Annotated in this window: 17 protein-coding genes; 9 read left to right on the top strand and 8 right to left on the bottom strand. The window is 70.0% G+C overall.

What is annotated here, in order from left to right:
* Positions 1–35: 35 nt before the first annotated feature.
* The 3 genes from DBR36_RS10725 to DBR36_RS18760 form a co-directional block, all read right to left on the bottom strand.
* Positions 36–779 (bottom strand): IniB N-terminal domain-containing protein, encoded by a 744-nt coding sequence (locus DBR36_RS10725; RefSeq protein ID WP_108319237.1) that lies wholly within the window; start codon positions 777–779, stop codon positions 36–38.
* 115 nt (positions 780–894) lie between these two features.
* Positions 895–3,435, bottom strand: a complete 2,541-nt coding sequence (locus DBR36_RS10720; RefSeq protein WP_108319235.1) for a LuxR C-terminal-related transcriptional regulator — start codon at positions 3,433–3,435, stop codon at positions 895–897.
* A gap of 31 nt (positions 3,436–3,466) precedes the next feature.
* On the bottom strand, positions 3,467–5,416 hold the full coding sequence (locus tag DBR36_RS18760) for an Hsp70 family protein (protein ID WP_108319233.1): 1,950 nt from the start codon (positions 5,414–5,416) through the stop codon (positions 3,467–3,469).
* Between the two features lie 374 nt (positions 5,417–5,790).
* On the opposite strand from DBR36_RS18760, the gene groES reads away from it, so the two are divergent.
* The 3 genes from groES to DBR36_RS10700 all read left to right on the top strand — a co-directional run bounded on the left by groES (position 5,791) and on the right by DBR36_RS10700 (position 8,644).
* The gene (gene groES, locus DBR36_RS10710) at positions 5,791–6,087 is read left to right on the top strand and encodes a co-chaperone GroES (RefSeq protein ID WP_013583903.1); all 297 of its coding nucleotides are present in this window, start codon (positions 5,791–5,793) and stop codon (positions 6,085–6,087) included.
* Between the two features lie 126 nt (positions 6,088–6,213).
* Entirely contained in the window at positions 6,214–7,155 is a 942-nt protein-coding gene (gene rarD / locus DBR36_RS10705) for an EamA family transporter RarD (RefSeq protein WP_108319230.1), read from the top strand.
* Positions 7,156–7,360: 205 nt separating this feature from the next.
* Positions 7,361–8,644: an ABC transporter substrate-binding protein gene (locus tag DBR36_RS10700; RefSeq protein WP_108319228.1), complete on the top strand. Its 1,284-nt coding sequence runs from the start codon at positions 7,361–7,363 to the stop codon at positions 8,642–8,644.
* A gap of 82 nt (positions 8,645–8,726) precedes the next feature.
* Here DBR36_RS10700 and DBR36_RS10695 read toward each other — a convergent pair whose 3' ends face one another.
* From DBR36_RS10695 to DBR36_RS10675, 5 genes are all read right to left on the bottom strand, one after another.
* Positions 8,727–9,458, bottom strand: a complete 732-nt coding sequence (locus tag DBR36_RS10695; RefSeq protein WP_108319226.1) for a hypothetical protein — start codon at positions 9,456–9,458, stop codon at positions 8,727–8,729.
* Positions 9,459–9,559: 101 nt separating this feature from the next.
* Positions 9,560–10,342: an ABC transporter ATP-binding protein gene (locus DBR36_RS10690; RefSeq protein ID WP_108319224.1), complete on the bottom strand. Its 783-nt coding sequence runs from the start codon at positions 10,340–10,342 to the stop codon at positions 9,560–9,562.
* Positions 10,342–11,274 carry an ABC transporter ATP-binding protein gene (locus DBR36_RS10685; RefSeq protein ID WP_108319222.1) on the bottom strand — a complete coding sequence of 311 codons (933 nt, stop codon included), beginning with the start codon at positions 11,272–11,274 and terminating at the stop codon, positions 10,342–10,344. The genes DBR36_RS10690 and DBR36_RS10685 overlap by 1 nt, the downstream gene beginning before the upstream one ends.
* The gene (locus DBR36_RS10680) at positions 11,267–12,247 is read right to left on the bottom strand and encodes a branched-chain amino acid ABC transporter permease (RefSeq protein ID WP_108319220.1); all 981 of its coding nucleotides are present in this window, start codon (positions 12,245–12,247) and stop codon (positions 11,267–11,269) included. The genes DBR36_RS10685 and DBR36_RS10680 overlap by 8 nt, the downstream gene beginning before the upstream one ends.
* Before the next feature lie 11 nt (positions 12,248–12,258).
* Positions 12,259–13,557, bottom strand: coding sequence for a branched-chain amino acid ABC transporter permease (locus DBR36_RS10675; RefSeq protein WP_108319218.1), 1,299 nt, complete (start codon positions 13,555–13,557; stop codon positions 12,259–12,261).
* 302 nt (positions 13,558–13,859) lie between these two features.
* Between DBR36_RS10675 and guaB the strand changes: the two genes are divergently transcribed.
* From guaB to guaA, 6 genes are all read left to right on the top strand, one after another.
* Complete coding sequence (gene guaB, locus DBR36_RS10670) at positions 13,860–15,362, top strand: IMP dehydrogenase (protein WP_108319217.1); 1,503 nt, start codon at positions 13,860–13,862, stop codon at positions 15,360–15,362.
* Between the two features lie 97 nt (positions 15,363–15,459).
* A complete protein-coding gene (locus tag DBR36_RS10665; RefSeq protein WP_108319215.1) occupies positions 15,460–16,131 on the top strand; it encodes a TMEM175 family protein in 672 nt (223 codons plus the stop codon).
* Positions 16,132–16,146: 15 nt separating this feature from the next.
* The gene (locus tag DBR36_RS10660) at positions 16,147–17,262 is read left to right on the top strand and encodes a GuaB3 family IMP dehydrogenase-related protein (protein ID WP_108319213.1); all 1,116 of its coding nucleotides are present in this window, start codon (positions 16,147–16,149) and stop codon (positions 17,260–17,262) included.
* Between the two features lie 13 nt (positions 17,263–17,275).
* Positions 17,276–18,169, top strand: coding sequence for an SURF1 family protein (locus DBR36_RS10655; protein WP_181373562.1), 894 nt, complete (start codon positions 17,276–17,278; stop codon positions 18,167–18,169).
* A 10-nt stretch (positions 18,170–18,179) separates the two neighbouring features.
* A complete protein-coding gene (locus tag DBR36_RS10650; RefSeq protein WP_108319211.1) occupies positions 18,180–18,701 on the top strand; it encodes a DUF3817 domain-containing protein in 522 nt (173 codons plus the stop codon).
* Complete coding sequence (gene guaA, locus DBR36_RS10645) at positions 18,698–20,278, top strand: glutamine-hydrolyzing GMP synthase (protein ID WP_108319209.1); 1,581 nt, start codon at positions 18,698–18,700, stop codon at positions 20,276–20,278. Before DBR36_RS10650 ends, guaA begins: the two co-directional genes overlap by 4 nt.
* Positions 20,279–20,414 lie beyond the last annotated feature (136 nt).

The following is a 20,414-nucleotide window of genomic DNA, read 5'->3' as shown; positions in this document are numbered from 1 at the left end:
GCTCCTGAGAGCCCACCCGCCGTTCCGAGGGGGTGTCAGAACTGGTCATCCGACGTGTCTTCGATGACGGTCTCGTTGCCCGAGTCGAACACCACGGTGGTGTCCTCGTCCACGGACGTGTCGACAGTCGTCTCGGTGGTGTCGTTGAACGAGTCGCCGACCGCGACGTCGGTGGACGAGTCGTTGGCCGAGTCGGTCAGGTCGATGTCCGTCGAGTTGTCCGTGTTCTCGGTGTTCTCGGTGTTCTCGTTGTACGAACCGTCGATGTCGGTGTTCGTCTCTTCGTTGCCGATGTTGACGTCGTTGCCGGCGCCGATGTTCGTCGAGTGGTCCAGGGTGGTGTCCTGGTCAACGTCGTTGCCCGCGGCGATCGCCTTGTCGCCCGAGGCCACGACGGCCTCGTTGCCGAAGGTCTGGTTGACGTCGCCGTTGGCCCAGATGTTCTGGTTCACGGACTGGTCGATGATCGTGTCGCGATCGTCGATGTGGGTGTACTGCAGCGAGTTGGTGATCGTCTTGATCTCGCGCACGACCGGGTTGCTGTGCTCCGGGCGGTCGTAGTGGACCGGGGCCGGGGTCGGGTTGGGAGCGACCGACGGCTTGTCCGCGATGACCGGGGCCACCGAGCACACGTCCGCGTAGGAGACGTTGTTCAGCCCGCGGGCCGCCATCGCGCCTTCCGGGTCCTCCTCGAACTCGGCCGCAGCCTGCGGGTCGCGCAGAAGGCTCAGGATGAATTCGATCAGCGCATCTGCCATGGTCGCCAGCGTGACGCTCATTGGGGTCTCCTCACGGTTGTTCCTTTGTTCGACGGTATGTCGAAGGGGTACGGCTCCGCGTCGGGGGGAACCCCCATAGCGCGGGACGGGTCATAGGGGTTTGCCGAACGCATGGTCAGCCCACGCGTTCGGGCAGGGCGACGGGCGTGCGCACGTCGTCGTCGAGGGCCGTGCGCAGGCGCGCCATCAGGTCGGAGCGCGAGGTCGCGCCCAGGCGTCGGCGGATGCGCGCGATGTGGTGCTCGGCGGTGCGCGGAGAGATGAAGATGGCCTCGCCGATCTCGGCGTAGGTCTTGCCCTGCAGCACCAGGGCCGCGACCTCGCGCTCGCGATCGCTGAGAACGCCGTGGCTCTCGGCCGGCCGCGTCGGGGCGGCCACCGGTCCCGTCTCGGCGACCGCGGGAGCGGTCGCTACCGCCTCCGCGCGCTCGCGCGGGTGCAGCTGACGGGCGCACGCCAGCAGGCGGGCGATGACGCGACGATCGTCGGATTTGTTCGCTCCGTGGCTGGCCAGCCGGGCGCCGTCCCACGCGAAGCCGCAGGCCGCGAGTCCTGCCGCCGCCTCCTCGATCGCATCGGCGTCGACCACCCCGGTGAGCACGTCGGTCCACACCCGACCCGCGCGGGCGAGGCGCGCCGCGAGGGGGGAGTGCTCCGCGGCCGCACGCAGGGCGCGCGCGTGCAGGGTGAGCTCCTCGGGGCTTCCGAGCAGGATGCTGGCGTGCAGGGCCGACCACTGCAGGCTCGCCGCCCACAGCGCCGGCTGTCCGAGGTCGGCGAGCAGCCGCTCGGCCTGCTCCAGCTGCGATCGCACCGCCGCGAACTCGCCGAGCTTCGCCGCCGAGACGGCGAACTCTCCCAGCGGCACGAGGGTGAAGAGGTCGATCTGCGCGCGCAGCAGCGATTGCTGCGCCCGCGCCCAGACCGGGCCGAGCTCGGAGGGCTGACCGTTACGGCGCACCAGGCCCAGCTCGACGGCGTCGGCCAGCAGCCGATCGCGCGCGGCGAGCGGATGACCGCTCGTGGTGGCCGCTCGCAGGGCGACCTCGGCCTCGGCGGCGTGCTCGCTCTGGACGGCGACCCAGGCGCGCCACAGCAGCAGGCGCGGCGCGGCCCAGGACCCACCCTGTGCGCCGGCGATCGCGGCATCCAGCACGCGCTGCGCCACCGCCGCCTCGCCCAGGTGCAGAGAGACGAGAGCGGCGATGACCGCGGGCAGCTCGGGCAGGGGGGCCTCGGACCCGGATGCCGTGTACATCTCGCTCGCGCGCACCAGGTCCTGCAGGCCGTCGCGGTCCGAGGTGTCCAGCGATGAGCGCAGCCCTCGCGAGAGCAGCTCGAGCGAGACGCCGTGAGCGGTCGGAATGGATCGGGCGGTGGGACCCACCGGGGCGTTCGCGGGGTCGGGATGACCCGAGCCCACGGCGGCGATGAGCCACTTCGCGCGGCTCTCGGCGGTCCGCGGCAGCCCTCCGGCGTACACCTGAGCGCCCAGGCTCATGTCGCCGCGCAGGGCCCAGACGGCCGCGGCCATGTCGAGCGCCTCATCGCCGGGGGCCTCGGGGGCCGACAACATCCGATCGACGAAGGCGCCCGCGGCATCCACGTCCCCCAGAGCCCACGCGGCACGAGCACGGCGCAGCGGGAGGTCGGCCGACGAGGCGCCCGCGCGGTCGGCGGCGTCGTACAGCTCCGCCGCGCGGCGCGGGTCGCGGGTCAGCTCGCGGTCGCCGTCGGCGACCAGGGCGGCGGCTACGCGGTCGTCGGTCGCTCCGCCCAGCAGGGCCTGCACGGACGACGCGTCCTTCACCAGGCGGGCCGAGTAGAGGTCGAGCAGACGGTCGGGCGTGAGGCGAGCCCGCACCGCCTCGCGCACGACGGGGACGGTGCGTCCGCCGCGCTGCAGCAGACCCGCGTCGTAGCCCGCGGCGCACGCCGCGCCCGCGTTGGCGTCGAGGGCGGACCGCTCGTCGAGGCACAGGGCCTCGACCGCGAGTCGCAGCGCCGGATCGAGGGAGTCGATGCGGTGCGAGATGAGGTCGTGCAGCGACCGCGCGATCTCATCGCGGTCGCAGCGCCCGTCGCACATCGCCTCGCCGTGCAGGACGAGCGCCTCGGAGGTCAGCCAGGCCAAGCCGCCCGTGGCCTCGAACAGCGTCGACACGCAGTCGCGGCCGGCCCCGGTCGGCGTGGTGCCCAGGTGCGCGAGAGCGTCGGGGATCGACACGTGTCCGAGCAGCACCGGGGGCTGGTGGCGCTCGATGTCGTCGATGAGGGAGCGCAGGACGACGGATGCCGGGTCGGGTCGCGTCGACAGCAGCACCGTCGCGGTCCCTTCGCGCAGGCGGTCGGCGACCCGGCGCAGCAGCGCGTCGTCGAGCAGGTGCGCGTCGTCGATGAGGACGACTGCTCCCTCGGCGGCGGGCAGGTCCGAGGGGTGCGCGAGCGCGACGGGCCCCGCGCCCGCCTCGCGCAGAGCCGCGAAGACATGGCGGAGCACCCGGGACTTGCCCGAGCCCGCCGTGCCGATCACCGCGAGGGGGAGCGGGACGGCCGTGCTGGTGTAGGCGTCGAGGAGCGTGCGTGCGACGCGGGGGAGCAGCAGTGACTCGAGGTCACCGTGCGTCGTATCCGTGGACGTGTTCGAGATCGACATCGGTGTGTGCTCTCGTTCCGGTGGCCGCGGGTCAGATTTCGCCGCCCGAGGTGGTCGAGGGATCGGGCGTCGAGGTCTCCGCGGGCGGAGCCGAAGTCTCGGCCGGCTGTTCCGAAGACGGGGGAGTGGTCTCGGTGGGGGTCGTCTCACTCGGCGCCGGGTCCTGGGTCGGCTCCTGCGTGGCGGGCGGCTGCGTCGACGGGTCGGTGGTCGGCTCCGTCGATCCGGAGTCGGACGGGGTCGGGGCCGGTGCGCTCGAGGACGGGGCGCTCGAGGACGGAGCGGTCGACGTCGTCGGCGCCGAACTCGACGGCTGCTGCGCGGGCTGCTGAGCGGGCTGAGCGGGCGCGGAGTTCGACTGGCCGCCGCCCCCGCCGCCGCCACCCTGCTGCTGCGGAGCCATCGACGGGGTGCGCTCCTCCGCGGTGCGCGGAGTCAGGCGCTGCGGGGTGCGCTGGCGCGGCTCGCTCTTGGCCGAGGGCTGGGCGTCGTCCGGCGCCGCGGCCTGCGGGGCGGCCGGCTGCTCGACGGCGGGCGTCGAACCCGGTGCGGCGATGCTCGCCGGAACGGAGGAGGGCGTGTCGAGGGGCTCGAACATCAGCAGCTCGTCGTCGGCGGCCAGGGGCTGCGAGGTGATGCCCACTCCGGAGCGGGCGAGGATGCCGACACCCATCGCCGGGACGCTCACGACGCCCACCCCGACGGCCAGCGCCGTCACGCCCGCTGCCACGTACGCCGTGGCGGGCACGCGGCGGAACCACGGGGCGCGCTTCTCGGCGCGGGTCGCGGTGAAGCCGAGCTCGCCCATCGCGTCGTCGTCATCGTCGTCGAGGTCCGTGTCCTCGTCGTCGGTGCCGACGGCATCCAGGGTCACGGGGACGAACTCGCCCGCCGCAACGCCCGCCGCCGTGCGCGCGGCACCGAGGGCGATGATGGCCTTGGGGTCGGCGTCGACGGCGATGGGCCGGTCGAACCGCTCGGACAGCAGCTGCGCGACGCGGGGGATGCGCGAGGTACCACCCGTCAGCAGGATGGCGTCGAGGTCCTCGGGCGTCAGGCCGGACTGCTCGAGGGCGATCTCGAGGACCTCGACGGTGCGCTCGATCTCGGGCTCGATCATGTCCTCGAACTCGGCGCGCGTCAGGCGCACCGCGCCGTGGCCCTCGCCGACCAGGACGGGCACCACGGCCTCGCCGTCGAACGACAGCGATTCCTTCGCCTCGACGCATTCGCGACGCAGCGACGCCAGGGCCATGCGCATGCCGGGGTCGCCGGCGGCCGAGGTCAGGGCCGAGGCGGGGATGCCCGCGGCCTTGACGGTGTGCCGCAGGACGATGTCGTCGAAGTCGGCGCCACCCAGATCCGGGATGCCGACGGGCGCGCCCACGAAGTCCACGCGGCCGTCGATGGTCTTCTGCAGGATGACGGTGTCGAAGGTGCCGCCACCGAAGTCGTAGACCGCGAGCGCGCGGCCGATGTCGAGCGGGTGCGTCGACTCGTAGTGGCGCGCCGCCGCTTCGGGCTCGGTGATGACCTGGACGTCGTTCCAGCCCAGGCGGCCGACCGCGTCCTGCACCAGCCGCGTGCGGTATTCGCCCCACGTGACGGGGACCGAGACGGCGATACCGGCCGGGTGCTGCCCCTCGCGTTCGACCGCGGTCCCGATGACCCAGCCGACCATGAGCGCGTAGAGGTCCTGGGGCGAGAACCGGCGATCGCCGGCCACGATGGGCACGTCGTCGCCGATGCGGCGCTTGAATTCGCGCACGAGACGCTCGGGCTGGGCGGTGCCGCGTCGCTCCGCGGCATCGCCGAACAGCAGGCCGCTGTCCGAGACGAAGACCGTGGTCGGCGTGTTGTCGGCGTTGCGCCCCAGGGGCAGCGGGGCCGCCACCAGAGCACCGTCAGGAGCGGTGCGCGCGATCGCGGCCGCCGTCCTGCTCGTTCCGACATCGATCGCCAAGAAGTACGGCGTTGCCATGTGATTCGACCCCCCGAAGGCGCGCAGGAACGCCGAAACGTCCCTGAATCCCCCGATTCCCCGGGCTCGACGACGAGCCCCTTTTTTCGTTCCGCCCGCAGGTACCCCCTGTACCCGACCGACGCTGGTGCCATGAGTGTGTCACACCTCAGAACCGGATGAAAGAGTGGGTGACGCCGCATTGCGCTCTGTGATATTGCCCCTCGCCAGGCAGGTGAGTCTCCCGGAGCGGTTCCCCCTCCTATGGAGGGCACGATGCGCGGTTGTGCTGGCACTCGCGTTGCGGGAGTGCCAGCGCTTCTCTACACTCGCATTAGCACTCTCCCCGCGTGAGTGCTGAAAAGTCTTCTGTAACGAGAAAGAAGAGGTAGACCGTGTCGGTTTCCATCAAGCCGCTCGAGGACCGCATCGTCATCAAGCAGGTCGAGGCTGAGCAGACCACCGCGAGTGGTCTTGTCATCCCCGACACCGCCAAGGAGAAGCCGCAGGAGGGCGAAGTCGTCGCCGTCGGCCCCGGCCGCATCGACGACAACGGCAACCGTGTCCCCCTCGACGTCGCCGTCGGCGACCGCGTGCTCTACAGCAAGTACGGCGGCACCGAGGTCAAGTTCGGCGCCGAGGAGTACCTCGTGCTCTCGGCCCGCGACGTCCTGGCGGTCGTCGTCCGCTGATCGCGACTCCACGAAGACCCCGGGTGCCCTGGCATCCGGGGTCTTCGTCTTTTCTCCGCCGCATCGTGGCAGGAAAGAGCGGTCCCGGGCCGGCCCCACGTCGGTGGGCGCGCGTAGGCTGGATCAGTGACACCGCCTCCTGCCGCTCCGACCGGCGGGACCACCCGCGGCGCGCTCTACGCCCTCGGGGCCTATTTGCTGTGGGGCGTGCTGCCCATCTACTTCCTGCAGCTCAAGCCGACCGGCGCCTTCGAGGTCGTGGCGTGGCGCATCGTCTTCGCGTTCGTCTTCTGCCTGCTCCTGCTGACCGTGCTGCGCGCCTGGCCCGCCTTCCTGCGCATCGTCCGGCAACCCCGACTGATGGGGCTCACGGCGCTCGCGGGCGTCCTCATCTACGTCAACTGGCAGACCTACCTCTACGGGGCGCTCAACGAGCACGTCATCGAGACGAGCCTGGGCTACTTCATCAACCCGATCGTGACCGTGCTGCTCGGCGTGATCGTGCTGCGCGAGCGTCTGCGCGTGCTGCCCTGGGTCGCGGTGGGCATCGCCGTGCTGGCAGTCGTGATCATCGTGGTGGGGTACGGGTCCTTCCCCTGGATCGCCCTGACGTTGGCCTTCTCGTTCGGCGTCTACGGTCTGGTAAAGAAGCAGATCGGACCCTCGGTGGATGCCGTCAGCGGGCTGACCCTGGAATCCTTCTGGTTGCTGCCGGTCGCCGGCATCCAACTCGCCGTGGTCGCGAGCACCACCGGCATCACGCTCGGCACCGCGGGTCCCGTGCACACGATCCTGCTGCTGCTCGCGGGTGCGGTGACGGCCGTCCCGCTGCTGCTGTTCGCCTCGGGCGCTCGCCGCGTCCCGCTCACGGTGATCGGTCTGCTGCAGTTCATCGCACCGATCCTGCAGTTCATCATCGGCGTCTGGGTGCTGCACGAACCGATGACGACCGAGAGGTGGATCGGTTTCGGTCTGGTCTGGGTAGCCCTGGTCGTCCTGAGCGTCGATTCGCTCGTCGCCGCGCGCCGTCACCGTCCCGTCGTCGAGGACGTCGCCGAACCGGTCTGAGCGGCCCGAGGCTGCGCTTCGCGGCCGTCACGCCGTCGCGCCCTACCGTGTCCGGGACCGCCGCGGGAGAACCGTTATGGGGCCGTGATCGCGGCGACGCACATCGTTAACGAACGGCAACATGCGCAAAACCTGCACCCGATTAGGTTGGGGACACCAGGTGACCCGATGGGTCGCCCAACGTTCATTCACAGCAAGGAGCACTATGAACGTCTTCCCGCGCACGCGCAGCGCCCGCATCCTGGGCGGCATCGCCCTGGTCGGCGCCAGCGCGCTCGTCCTCGCCGGCTGCTCCGGCGGCGGCAGCGACGCCGCCGCCCCCAGCGCCTCCTCCGGCGGGGGCGCCACGTCCACGGCCGACGGTACGTTCCACGTCGGCACGATCCTCCCGGCCACGGGTAACCTCGCCTTCCTCGGCCCGCCCGAGGTCGCGGGTGTCAAGCTCGCAATCCAGGACATCGAGGCGACGGGCGACGCGTTCCCCTTCACGACCGAACTGACCGAGCGCGACTCCGGTGACACCACCACCGACATCGCCACCCAGTCGGCCACCGAGCTCGTCGACGCCGGCGCCGACGTCGTCATCGGTGCGGCCTCCTCGGGCGTGTCGTTTACGTTCATCGACCAGCTGGTGAACGCGGGCATCGTCCAGATCTCGCCCGCCAACACCTCGCCCGACTTCACCACCTACGCCGACGACGGGTACTACTGGCGCACCGCTCCCTCCGACGTGCTGCAGGGTCGTGTGCTCGGCAACCTGATGGTCGGTGACGGTGCCGCCAACGTCGGCATCATCTACATCAACGACCCGTACGGCATCGGCCTCAAGGACAACGCGACCACGGCCATCGAGGCCGCCGGTGGCGAGGTCTCGGCCGCCGTGCCGTACAACCCGGGCGACACCGTCTTCACGTCGCAGGTCGACCAGGTCCTCGCGTCGCAGCCCGACGCGATCGCCGTCATCGCCTTCGAGGAGACGTCGTCGATCATCCCGCAGCTCGTCAGCACGCAGGGCTACGCCGCGTCGAAGGTGTACTTCGTCGACGGCAACCTGTCGAACTCGTACGAGTTCCCCGCCGGCACGCTGCAGGGCGCCAAGGGCACGCTTCCCGGCAACCCCGCCGACACCGACTTCCAGAGCCGTCTGAAGCAGGTCGACCCCGCGCTGACCGACTTCAGCTACGCTCCCGAGTCCTACGACGCGGTCATCGTGGCCGCTCTCGCCGCGGCTCAGGCCAAGGACGACTCGGGCACGGCCATCCGTGACAACCTGCAGTCGGTCTCGGAGGAGGGCGAGAAGTGCACCACCTTCGCGGACTGCCTCGCGCTCATCAACGAGGGCAAGGACATCGACTACGACGGTGTCTCGGGCCCGATCACCTTCGACGCCAACGGTGACCCCACCGAGGCGTACATCGGTATCTACCAGTACGGCGCCGACAACAAGTACACGCTCCTGAACACGGAGTTCGGTTCGCTCAACGAGTGACCTGAGAACGCGGAAGGCCCGGATCCTCGGATCCGGGCCTTCCGTCGTGTCCGGCGCGCCCCCGGCCCCGGTGCCCGCAGCTCTACGGCGTCAGGCCGCACGTCCTCGCGGTGAAGGCGAGCAGCGCCTCGGCGACGGCGCGCGGACGCTCCAGAGGGACGACGACCTCGCGGCCGTCCACGCGGGCGACCAGATCGAAGAGCGTCCCGACCTTGTCCTCGGCGATCGCGTGGGCGTCGCAGCGCAGCGGCGTCACAAACACGCGGACGGTGGACGGCGCGTCATCCGGGCCCACCGGCACCCCGAGAGCGGTGCTCGCGCCGTCCGCGAACCGCAGCAGGGGAGTGCCCCGCAACGCGACGAGCTCGAGCCGACCCGCCTCGGCGACGCCGGTGGGATGGATCGAGACGACCAGCTCCGCGGTCCCGTCCGCTGCGGGTGACAGGTCAGTCGCCGATACCCGGGCCACGGATGCCACCGCCTCGACGTCGCAGCGCTCGGCGACCAGCCGCGCGATGACGCCCAGCGAGTCGTCGAGCGGGCGGGCGGTCTCGACCCGGGTGCCGCCGTCGCGCAGCTGGAGCCGTACCGTGGGGGAGCTGTCGGCATCCGTGCACTGCGGTCCCGTCAGGGGAACGGGCACGTCGGTGGTCTGACCCGGGCCGATACGAAGCGGGCGGGCAGTGTCGCCACCCGCGGGCGCGGTGAGCGCGGCGGACTCGACGATCGCCGAGACGACGGTGACGGGGACGTCCGACGTGTTGCTGACCCGCACCTGAGCGCGTTGCACGGCGATGTCGCCGCGCTGCTGCACCAGGACGGTCTCGAGCGCGGGCGGCGGAGGTGGGGCCGAACACGACGCGAGTGCGACGCCCACAACGGTGAGCGCCGCACTCGCGACGTACGGCAGGCGGATCAGGCCTCGGGCTCCTTGCGGTCCCGCTTGGCGTCCTCATCGGCGGCCAGGGTTCCGAGGTACAGCTCGATCACGCGGGGATCGGTCAGCAGCTCGCGGCCGGTGCCGGTGTACGCGTCCTTGCCCTGGTCGAGCACGTACGCGCGGTGACAGATCTGCAGGCACCGACGGGCGTTCTGCTCGACCATGATGATGGTCACGCCGGCGCGGTTGATCTCGGCCACACGCAGGAACGTCTCGTCCTGGCGGACGGGCGACAGGCCCGCCGACGGCTCGTCGAGCAGCAGCACGGACGGGTCCATCATGAGGGCGCGACCCATCGCGACCATCTGACGCTCACCACCCGAGAGCGACCCAGCACGCTGCTTGCGGCGCTTGGCGAGCTCGGGGAACAGCCCCGAGACGAAGTCGAAGCGCTCGGCGAACACCTTCGGCCGCTGGAACAGACCCATCTGCAGGTTCTCTTCGATCGACAGGCTCGGAAACACGTTGTTGTTCTGCGGGACCATGCCGACGCCCTTGGCGACGAGCTTGTCGGCCTTCAGCGAGGTGATGTCCTCGCCGTTGAGCAGCACGGCTCCGCCGCGGATCTTGACCTGACCGAAGATCGCCTTGAGCAGCGTCGACTTACCCGCGCCGTTGGGGCCGATGATGCCGATCAGATCGCCCTGGTAGGCGTCCACGGTGCACCCGTTCAGGATGTTGACGCCCGGGAGGTAGCCGGCGACGAGGTCGTCGGTACGCAGCACCGGGGTGCGCGTGGCGGTGGCGGTGTCGGTCATCAGAGCTTCCCGTCCTTCTCGTCGGCGATGAGCTCCGCCTCCGCCTCGGCGGCGGCTTCGGCCTGAATGGTCTCCAGTTGCGAGGTGGTCATGTCGCCCAGGTCGGTGTCGTGGTGCGCACCGAGGTACGCGTCGATCACGGCCTGGTCGGTCATGACCGTCTCGGGCGGCCCCTCGGCGACGACCCGGCCCTCGGCCATGACCACGACCCAGTCGGAGATGTGGCGCACCATGTGCATGTCGTGCTCGACGAAGAGGACGCTCATCCCCTCCTTCTTGAGGTCGAGGATGTGTCCGAGCAGGCTCTGCGTGAGCGCCGGGTTGACGCCGGCCATGGGCTCGTCGAGCATGACGAGCTTCGGGTCGCTCATGAGCGCCCGCGCCATCTCGAGCAGCTTGCGCTGTCCACCGGACAGCGACGCGGCGAAGTCCTCGCGCTTGGCATCCAGCTTGAACCGGCGCAGCAGATCGTCGGCGCGCTCGGTGTTCGCCTTCTCCTGCGAGCCCCAGATCGAGGGGATCAGGGCACGGAAGATGTTCTCGCCCTTCTGTCCGCGCGCGCCGAGCAGCATGTTCTGCAGCACGGTCAGGCGGCCCAGCGACTTCGTCAGCTGGAAGGTTCGGACCATTCCCTTGCGCGACACCTTGAAGGCCGGGACGTTGGCGAGGTTGTCGCCCTCGAAGCTCCAGCGGCCCGTGTTGGGCTTGTCGAAACCGGTGAGCAGATTGAACAGCGTGGTCTTGCCCGCACCGTTCGGTCCGATGAGCGCCGTGATCTGGCCGCGGGGGATCTCGAGGTGCTCGACGTCGACGGCTTTGAGGCCGCCGAACTGGCGGGTGACGCCGTCGGCGACGACGATCGGGTCGACCTTGGCGCAACCGGGTCGGACATCGCCCTTGACGAGCGGGTGGGTGACGGTCGTGTCAGACATTGAACGACAGCTCCTTCTTGTTGCCGAAGATGCCCTGTGGCCGGAAGATCACCAGGAGCATGAGGCCGATGCCGACGAGGATGAAGCGGACCTGACCGGTCTGGGTGCTGGACATGAAGCCCAGGATGCCGACGTCGCGCAGGCCGACGATGATGCCGTTCGACAGCGACAGCAGCACCCAGAACAGCATCGCGCCGACGATCGGGCCGAGCAGGGTGGCCGCTCCGCCCAGCAGCAGGGCGGTCCAGATGAAGAACGTCAACGCCGTCCCGTAGTTACCGGGCTGCACGGCGCGGGGAAGGATGAACACGACGCCCGCGAGGCCGCCCATGACGCCGCCGAGGACGAGCGCCTGCATCTTGTACGAGTAGACGTTCTTGCCGAGGCTGCGCACGGCATCCTCGTCCTCGCGGATGCCCTTGACGACGCGGCCCCAGGGGCTGCGCATGAGAAGGAACACGAGCAGGGTGGCGATGATGACCAGGCCCCAGCCGAAGACGCGCACCCACCAGTCGTTCGCCGAGTAGGTCCACGGCCCGATGCCGTAGGTGCCGGCCGGCAGGGGGTTGATCGCCTGGAACTCGCGGTTGTAGCCGTTCAGGCCCTGCGAGCCGCCGGTGATGTCGGTCAGGCCGACGGTCGAGACCACGTACCGAACGATCTCGGCCGCGGCGATCGTCACGATGGCCAGGTAGTCCGCCCGCAGGCGCAGGGTCGGGATGCCGAGCAGGAACGCGAACAGCACCGAGGCGACGATGGCGACGAGGATCGCGAGCCACACGGGCGCCGCGAACGACAGGGTCGCGATGGCGAAGGCGTAGGCGCCGACGGCCATGAAGCCCGCCTGGCCGAAGTTGAGCAGTCCCGCGTAGCCGAAGTGCACGCTGAGGCCGATCGCGGCCAGGGCGTAGGCCGCGGTGGTCGGGCTGATGAGCTCGCCCGCAGCGTTGTTGAAGATCGAAAGCCAGTCCATGTCGTCTTTCCTCAGCCGATCCGCTCTTTACGACCGAGCACACCTTGCGGCCGGAAGAGCAGCACGCCGATGAGCACGATCAGGGCCACCGCGTACCGGAGATCCGGCGGGATGACGATGGTGGACAGTTCCGTGATGATGCCGATGATGAGCGAGCCCACCAGTGCGCCGAACGCGCTGCCGAGGCCACCCAGGGTGACGGCGGCGAACAGCAGCAGCAGGATGGCGAAGCCCATGTCCCACGTGACACCGCGGTAGAGGCCGTAGAGCACGCCCGAGAGTCCCGTCAGGGCACCGGCGAGCACCCACACGATGCGGATGACGCGATCGACGTTGATGCCCGAGGCTGCGGCGAGCGAGGCGTTGTCGCTCACGGCGCGCGTCGCCTTGCCGATGCGGGTGCGTGTGAGGAAGTAGGCCACGAAGGCGAGCATGACGATGCTCACCCCCATGCTGATGATCGAGGTCAGCGTGACGGTCACCGGGCCGATGGTCACGTTGTCGGTGATGCCGGTGTCGATGTTGCGCGTGCCGCCGTCGAAGAAGTACAGGTACAGGTAGCGCAACACGATCGACAGGCCGATGGTGACGATCAGGACCTGGACCAGACCGACGCCGCGCTTGCGCAACGGTTTGAACAGCACGGCATCCTGTGTCCAGCCGAGGGCGGCGGACAGTGCCACGGTGAGCAGGATCGCCAACAGGATGTTCCACCCCATCGCCGTGAAGACGTAGAAGATGATCGCGCCGAAGGTGAGCATCTCGCCGTGGGCGAAGTTGTTGACGCCCGTGGTGCCGAAGATCAGCGAGATGCCGATCGCGGCGAGGGCGAGCAGCAGACCGAAGTTCAGGCCGTAGAAGAAGCGCGAGAAGAGCGTGTCCCAGATCGATCCGGACGCGGCCGTGCCCTCACCCGTCGGGAACAGCACGTTCACCGTGTTGGTGGTGCCGATCGTGACGTCGCGGGTGACGTTGTCGGGGTCGCGCGGGGCGACGCCGTCCGGGAGGGTGTCGACCTGCAGGGTTGCCGTGTAGGCACCGGGACCCGGGACAGCGACGGCCCAGCGTCCGTCGGCGCCGGTCGTGCCGACCTCCGAGAAGCCGGAGCCCTCGACCGAGATCTGCACGCCCTCGACCGGCTCGTCACCGGCGCGGATGATGCCGCCGATCGAGTACTGGGTCGAGACGTCCCCCGTCCCGGCGGAAGCCGCGGGGGTGGGGGCCGGCGTGGTCTGCGCGTTCGCGGGTGTCGCGAACAGCAGGCTGAGGACGGCGATCGCGGTCGCGAGCAACGACACGATGACGGCCATGCGGGGAAGGGTGCGCGATCGTATCGCGGTGGGGGAGGAATGACCCACGGAGTCTCCAGTTCGGCAGCGCTGACGAAGTCGTCCCGTCAGCTTCGACGGTCGACGCTACGAGCGTAATGTGTCGCGGGTGTTTCGCAGACCCCGTCGTTAGCGAACCGTGTCCCGGCGACTGCGTATCGGGGCCGTCGCCCGCGGGGAACAAACCCGGGCGCTCGACGCTTAGAATTCATGGCGGAGCGCTTCGCGCGCTCCGGCCGACGTCGTCCTTTACCCGAACAGGCGCCGCGCGCGCAGGAGGATCCATGGAACAGCACGACCCCTTCGGTTTCATCGGACTGACCTACGACGACGTTCTGCTGCTGCCCGGGCACACCGACGTCATCCCGAGCGAGGCCGACACCTCGTCGCGCCTCACCCGGCGTATCACCGTGGCGACGCCGCTGCTCTCGAGCGCGATGGACACCGTCACCGAGGCGCGCATGGCGATCGCGATCGCACGCCAGGGCGGCATCGGCATCGTCCACCGCAACCTCTCGATCGAGGACCAGGCCGGCATCGTCGATCAGGTCAAGCGCAGCGAGTCGGGCATGGTGTCGAACCCGATCACCACGAACCCGGATGCCACCGTGGCCGAGGTGGACGCGATGTGCGCGCAGTACCGTATCTCGGGTCTGCCCGTGGTCGACCCCGACGGGGTTCTCGTCGGCATCATCACCAACCGCGACATGCGGTTCGTGTCGGGGTTCGAGCGTCAGACCACGAAGGTCAAGGACGTCATGACCAAAGACGGGCTGATCACCGGGCACGTCGGCATCCACGCCAACGACGTCATCGCCACCTTCGCCAAGCACCGCGTCGAGAAGCTCCCCCTCGTGGACGACGAGGGCAAGCTCGCCGGTCTCATCACCATCAAGGACTTCGACAAGAGCGAGAAGTACCCCCTCGCCACCAAGGACGACCAGGGTCGACTGCGCGTCGGCGCGGCCATCGGCTTCTTCGGCGACGCGTGGCAGCGCGCCGAGGCCCTGCGCGACGCGGGTGTCGACGTCCTCGTCGTCGACACCGCGAACGGCCAGTCGGCCGGTGTCATCGACATCGTGCGCCGACTCAAGGCCGACGCCTCGTTCGACCACATCGACGTCATCGGCGGTAACGTCGCCACCCGCGACGGCGCTCAGGCGCTGATCGACGCGGGCGTGGATGCCGTCAAGGTCGGCGTCGGACCGGGCTCGATCTGCACCACGCGCGTCGTCGCCGGCGTCGGCGTGCCGCAGGTCACCGCGATCTACGAGGCCTCGCTCGCCGCGGTCCCCGCCGGGGTGCCGGTGATCGCCGACGGCGGATTGCAGTACTCGGGCGACATCGCCAAGGCCCTCGTGGCCGGTGCCGACACCGTCATGCTCGGCTCGCTCCTCGCCGGAACCGACGAGTCGCCGGGCGAGATCGTCTTCCAGGGCGGCAAGCAGTTCAAGCAGTACCGCGGCATGGGCTCGCTCGGTGCTCTGCAGACGCGCGGCAAGAAGACGTCCTACTCGAAGGACCGCTACTTCCAGGCGGATGTGCCGAGCGACGACAAGCTCATCCCCGAGGGCATCGAGGGCCAGGTCCCGTACCGCGGTCCCGTGGCGGCCGTGGCCTACCAGCTGATCGGCGGCCTGCGGCAGTCGATGTTCTACGTCGGCGCCCGCACCGTCGAGGAGCTCAAGGCCAAGGGCAAGTTCGTCCGCATCACCTCGGCGGGGCTCAAGGAGTCGCACCCGCACGACGTGCAGATCGTCGTCGAGGCGCCGAACTACAAGAAGTAAGCGATCTTCGAGGGGCCGGGCCGCATCGGTCCGGCCCCTCGTCGTTCCCGGATGCCGGGCCCTGCCCCGCGCAGGATCCCGCCGCTACGCTGTGCGCATGCTCGGTCGGCGCAGTCACCCCGACGCGTCGCTGTCGGCGCGTCGCACCGAGGCGTTCACCGACGCGGTCTTCGCGATCGCGGCGACCCTGCTGGTGCTCGGTCTGACCGACCATTCGCTCGGCTCGGTGCGGACGGACGCCGACCTCGCCGCGGGTCTGGTCTCGTTGGCGCACCCGGTGTTCTCGTTCGTCATCAGCTTCCTCATCCTGTGCGTGATGTGGATGACGCACGTGCGGCAGTTCGAGTGGATCGTGCGCATCGACGACACGGGGATGTGGATCAACAACGTCCGCCTGCTGCTCGTGGTGCTGGTGCCCTTCACCTCGTCGCTCGACACGCTGCACGCCGATCTGCTGCTGGGACGCGTGCTGCTGCCGATCAACTTCTTCCTGGCGATCGTCATGGGGTGGCTGCAGTGGGGGTGGGCGGTGCGCTCGGGAGCGATCGCCGATCTGACCGCGGACGACGCGCGTCGACTCGGCCGGGCGGGCCTGAGCGCCGTCATCCTGAGCGGGGCGGCGGTGCTGGCGAGTCCGCTGGTCGGATCGCTCGGTTTTCTGCTGTTCGCGTTCGACGGTGTGCTCACCCGGTTGCTGCGCGGGGCGGACACCCCCGCATCACCCGTTCGGGAACCCCGCGCCGGCGGCGATGTCGGAGGGCGCGGGTAGGCTGGTCGGGTGACCATGGAGATCGATCTCGGCCGAGCCAAGCGTGCCCGCCGCGCGTACACCTTCGACGACATCGCGGTCGTGCCGTCGCGGCGCACGCGCAATCCCGAAGACGTCTCGACGGCGTGGACGATCGACGCGTTCCCGTTCGAGATCCCGGTGCTGGGTGCACCCATGGACTCCGTGGTCAGCCCGCGCACCGCGATCGAGCTCGGCCGCCTCGGCGGCTTCGGCGTACTCGACCTCGAAGGGCTCTGGACCCGGTACGACGACCCCGAGCCGCTGCTGGCCGAGATCGCGACGCTGCCCGAGGCCAATGCCACGCGTCGCATGCAGCAGCTGTACTCCGAGCCCATCAAGCCCGAGCTCGTCCGCGACCGTCTCGCCGAGGTGCGCGCGGCGGGAGTCACCGTGGCGGGCGCCCTCACGCCGCAGCGCACGCACGACCTGTACGAGACCGTCGTCGCCGCGGGCGTCGACCTCTTCGTGATCCGGGGCACCACCGTGTCGGCCGAGCACGTCTCGAGCGTCGCCGAGCCCCTGAACCTCAAGAAGTTCATCTACGACCTCGACGTCCCCGTCATCGTGGGCGGTGCCGCCACCTACACCGCGGCGCTGCACCTCATGCGGACGGGAGCCGCCGGCGTCCTCGTCGGATTCGGCGGGGGAGCGGCATCCACCACGCGTGCGACGCTGGGCCTGCACGCGCCGATGGCCACCGCCGTCGCCGACGTCGCCGGTGCCCGCCGCGACTACCTCGACGAGTCGGGTGGACGCTACGTCCACGTCATCGCCGACGGCGGTGTGGGCACCTCGGGCGACATCGTCAAGGCGCTCGCCATGGGCGCCGACGCCGTCATGCTCGGCGTCGCCCTGGCACGCGCCACCGACGCGCCCGGCCGCGGCTTCCACTGGGGTCCCGAGGCGCACCACGCGAAGCTGCCGCGCGGCCGCCGCGTCGCGGTCGACCGCGTCGGCCCGCTCGAGCAGATCCTGTACGGCCCGGCGCCCGTCGCCGACGGCACGGCGAACCTCATCGGCGCGCTCAAGAAGTCGATGGCCACGACCGGGTACTCCGACCTCAAGGAGTTCCAGCGCGTCGAGGTCGTCGTCGCCCCCTACGGGCACTGATCCGCGAGACCCGATGACGTCCACCCCCGTGACCCAGCCGCTGCCCCCGCAGGTCTTCCCGCCGACGCTGCGCGAGGTCATGCTGCGGCCGCGGTGGATCGCGCTGCTGGCGTTCTCGCTCGTCGTGGCCGGCGTGCTCGCCTGGCTCGGCCAGTGGCAGCTCGGGCGCGCCGTCGACACGTCCCCGCCCGAGCCGGGTCTCACCGAGGTGGTGCAGCCCCTCGATCAGGTCGTGCAGCCCGGCGACTATCTGCCCGAGCCGCTCGTCGGCCAGCGGGTCGAGGTGAGCGGCACGTGGGTGGCATCCGACTTCATCGTGGTGTCGTCGCGTTTCAACGACGACGTCGAGGGGTACTGGGTCACCGGTCAGCTCCGCATCGCGGGCGCCGCCGCACCCACCTCGATCGCCGTCGCGACGGGTTGGACGTCCTCGCTCGACGCGGCGAACGCCGCCGCCGACGAGCTCGAGCGGCAGGTCTCGGCCGACCCCACCGCGGTGGTGCAGGTCACCGGCCGCCTGATCTCCGACGAAGGCCCCTCGGTGCCGCCGTCGGGCGCCGACCCCCTCACGATAACGCGCATGTCGCCGCCGATGCTGCTCGGCCGCTGGCACGACACCGCCGAGCTGAACGTCTACCGGCAGTTCATCGCGTCGCAGACCGCGATCGGCCCGCTCGACGACATCTCGTCCCCGGCACCCGACGAGCGCTCGCGGGTCAACTGGCTCAACATCTTCTACGCGGCCGAGTGGGCGATCTTCGCCGGCTTCGCGCTCTACCTCTGGTATCGCCTGGCCCGCGACGCGTGGGAGAAAGAGGTCGAAGACCTCGAAGACGAGCAGGCCGAGGTTCTGGCCGAAAGCTCCACGTCGAGCAGTGCGACGGGTGCCGCGGAATCCCGCGGGTAGACTGGCATCCATGCCCCGCGCCCCCAAGCTCGCCTCGTTCCCGGCGATCCGCGGAGCCCTGAAGTTCTATCAGATCTGCTCGATCATCACCGGTATCGGCCTGCTGCTGCTGGTCGCCGAGATGATCCTGAAGTACACGCCCATTCACGTGGAGCTGTTCCTGGGCGGATCGGGTGGCTTCCTGTGGTTCGCGGATGCCGTACCCGGCCCCGACTGCCAGTGGTTCTCGCTGTTCGTGCCCGGCGGCAACGGCTGCGAGATCCTCTCGACCGGTGACGGCGTCAACGTCTCACTCGCGATCCTCGTCGCGCACGGCTGGTTCTACGTCGTCTACCTGATCTCGTGCTTCCGCGTGTGGAGCCTGATGCGGTGGCCGTTCCGTCGGTTCGTGTTCCTCGCCCTCGGTGGAGTCGTGCCCTTCCTGTCCTTCATCCTCGAGGTGCGCACCGCCCGTGGCGTGCGCGCCTACCTCGCCGAGCGCGAGGCCGCCCAGGCCTCGGCTCCCGTCCCCGCCCCGGAAGGCAACCGGTGACCGAACAGACCGAAACGTCCCAGCGCCCCGTCCTCGTCGTCGACTTCGGCGCGCAGTACGCGCAGCTGATCGCCCGCCGCGTCCGCGAGGCGGGCGTGTACAGCGAGATCGTGCCGCACACCGCTTCGGCGGACGAGATCGCCGCGAAGAACCCCGTCGGCATCATCCTGTCGGGCGGACCGTCGTCGGTGTACGAGGACGGCGCGCCCAGCCTCGACACGGGCGTCTTCGACCTCGACGTGCCCACGCTGGGCATCTGCTACGGCTTCCAGGTCATGGCCAAGGCTCTGGGCGGAGAGGTCGCCAACACGGGACTCCGCGAGTACGGGGCGACGGATGCCACGGTCGTCACCGAGGGAACGCTGCTGCAGGGTCAGCCCGCCGAGCAGAACGTGTGGATGAGCCACGGCGACCAGGTATCGCGCGCGCCCGAAGGATTCGACGTGCTCGCCCGCACGGCGCACACGCCCGTCGCCGCCTTCGCGAACGACGCCCGTCGCATGTACGGCGTGCAGTGGCATCCCGAGGTCAAGCACTCCGACCACGGGCAGAACGTGCTCGAGAACTTCCTCCACAAGGCCGCGGGCCTGCCCGCCGACTGGAACAGCGGCAACGTCATCGCCGAGCAGGTGGAACGCATCCGCCAGCAGGTCGGAACCGGCCGCGTCATCTCGGCGCTGTCGGGTGGCGTCGACTCCGCGGTGTCGACCGCCCTCGTGCACGAGGCCGTCGGCGACCAGCTCATCGCGGTGTTCGTCGACCACGGACTGCTCCGCAAGGGCGAGCGCGAGCAGGTCGAGAACGACTACGTCGCCTCGACCGGCGTGAAGCTCATCACCGTCGACGCGCGCGAGACGTTCCTCAACGCCCTCGCCGGTGTGAGCGACCCCGAGCAGAAGCGCAAGATCATCGGGCGCGAGTTCATCCGCGCGTTCGAGCAGGTGCAGGCCGACCTGGTCGCCGAGGCGAAGGCCGAGGGCGAGCAGGTGCGTTTCCTCGTCCAGGGCACGCTCTACCCCGACGTCGTCGAGTCGGGTGGCGGCGCGGGCACGGCCAACATCAAGAGCCACCACAACGTCGGCGGCCTGCCCGAGGACCTGCAGTTCGAGCTCGTCGAGCCGCTGCGCACCCTGTTCAAGGACGAGGTGCGCGCGATCGGTCGGGAGCTCGGCCTGCCCGAAGCCATTGTCGGGCGCCAGCCCTTTCCGGGGCCCGGTCTTGGCATCCGCATCGTGGGCGAGGTCACCGCTGACCGTCTCGAGATCCTGCGTGAAGCCGACGCCATCGCCCGTGCCGAGCTGACCAAGGCCGGCCTCGACGACGAGATCTGGCAGTGCCCCGTCGTGCTGCTCGCCGACGTGCGCTCGGTGGGTGTGCAGGGCGACGGCCGCACCTACGGCCACCCCATCGTGCTGCGTCCCGTCTCGTCCGAGGACGCGATGACCGCCGATTGGACGCGCCTGCCGTACGACGTGCTGTCGAAGATCTCGAACCGCATCACCAACGAGGTGCGCGACGTCAACCGCGTGGTGCTCGACGTGACGTCGAAGCCCCCGGGGACCATCGAATGGGAGTGAGCCGCGGCTGACTTTCCGCGGTGACCGGCGCCGCCGTCCGATCTCGGGCGGCGGCGCCGTCGTTCCGTCACCGGGCCCGCGCGGCCGCGGCTGTCTCCCCGCGGCGTTCGCCGCGCGGGTGGGGACGGCGCGGGTG

The sequence above is a fragment of the Microbacterium sp. HMWF026 genome, from assembly GCF_003061325.1.
GTDB lineage: Bacteria > Actinomycetota > Actinomycetes > Actinomycetales > Microbacteriaceae > Microbacterium > Microbacterium testaceum_E.
This window is presented reverse-complemented; position numbering and strand designations above follow the sequence as displayed.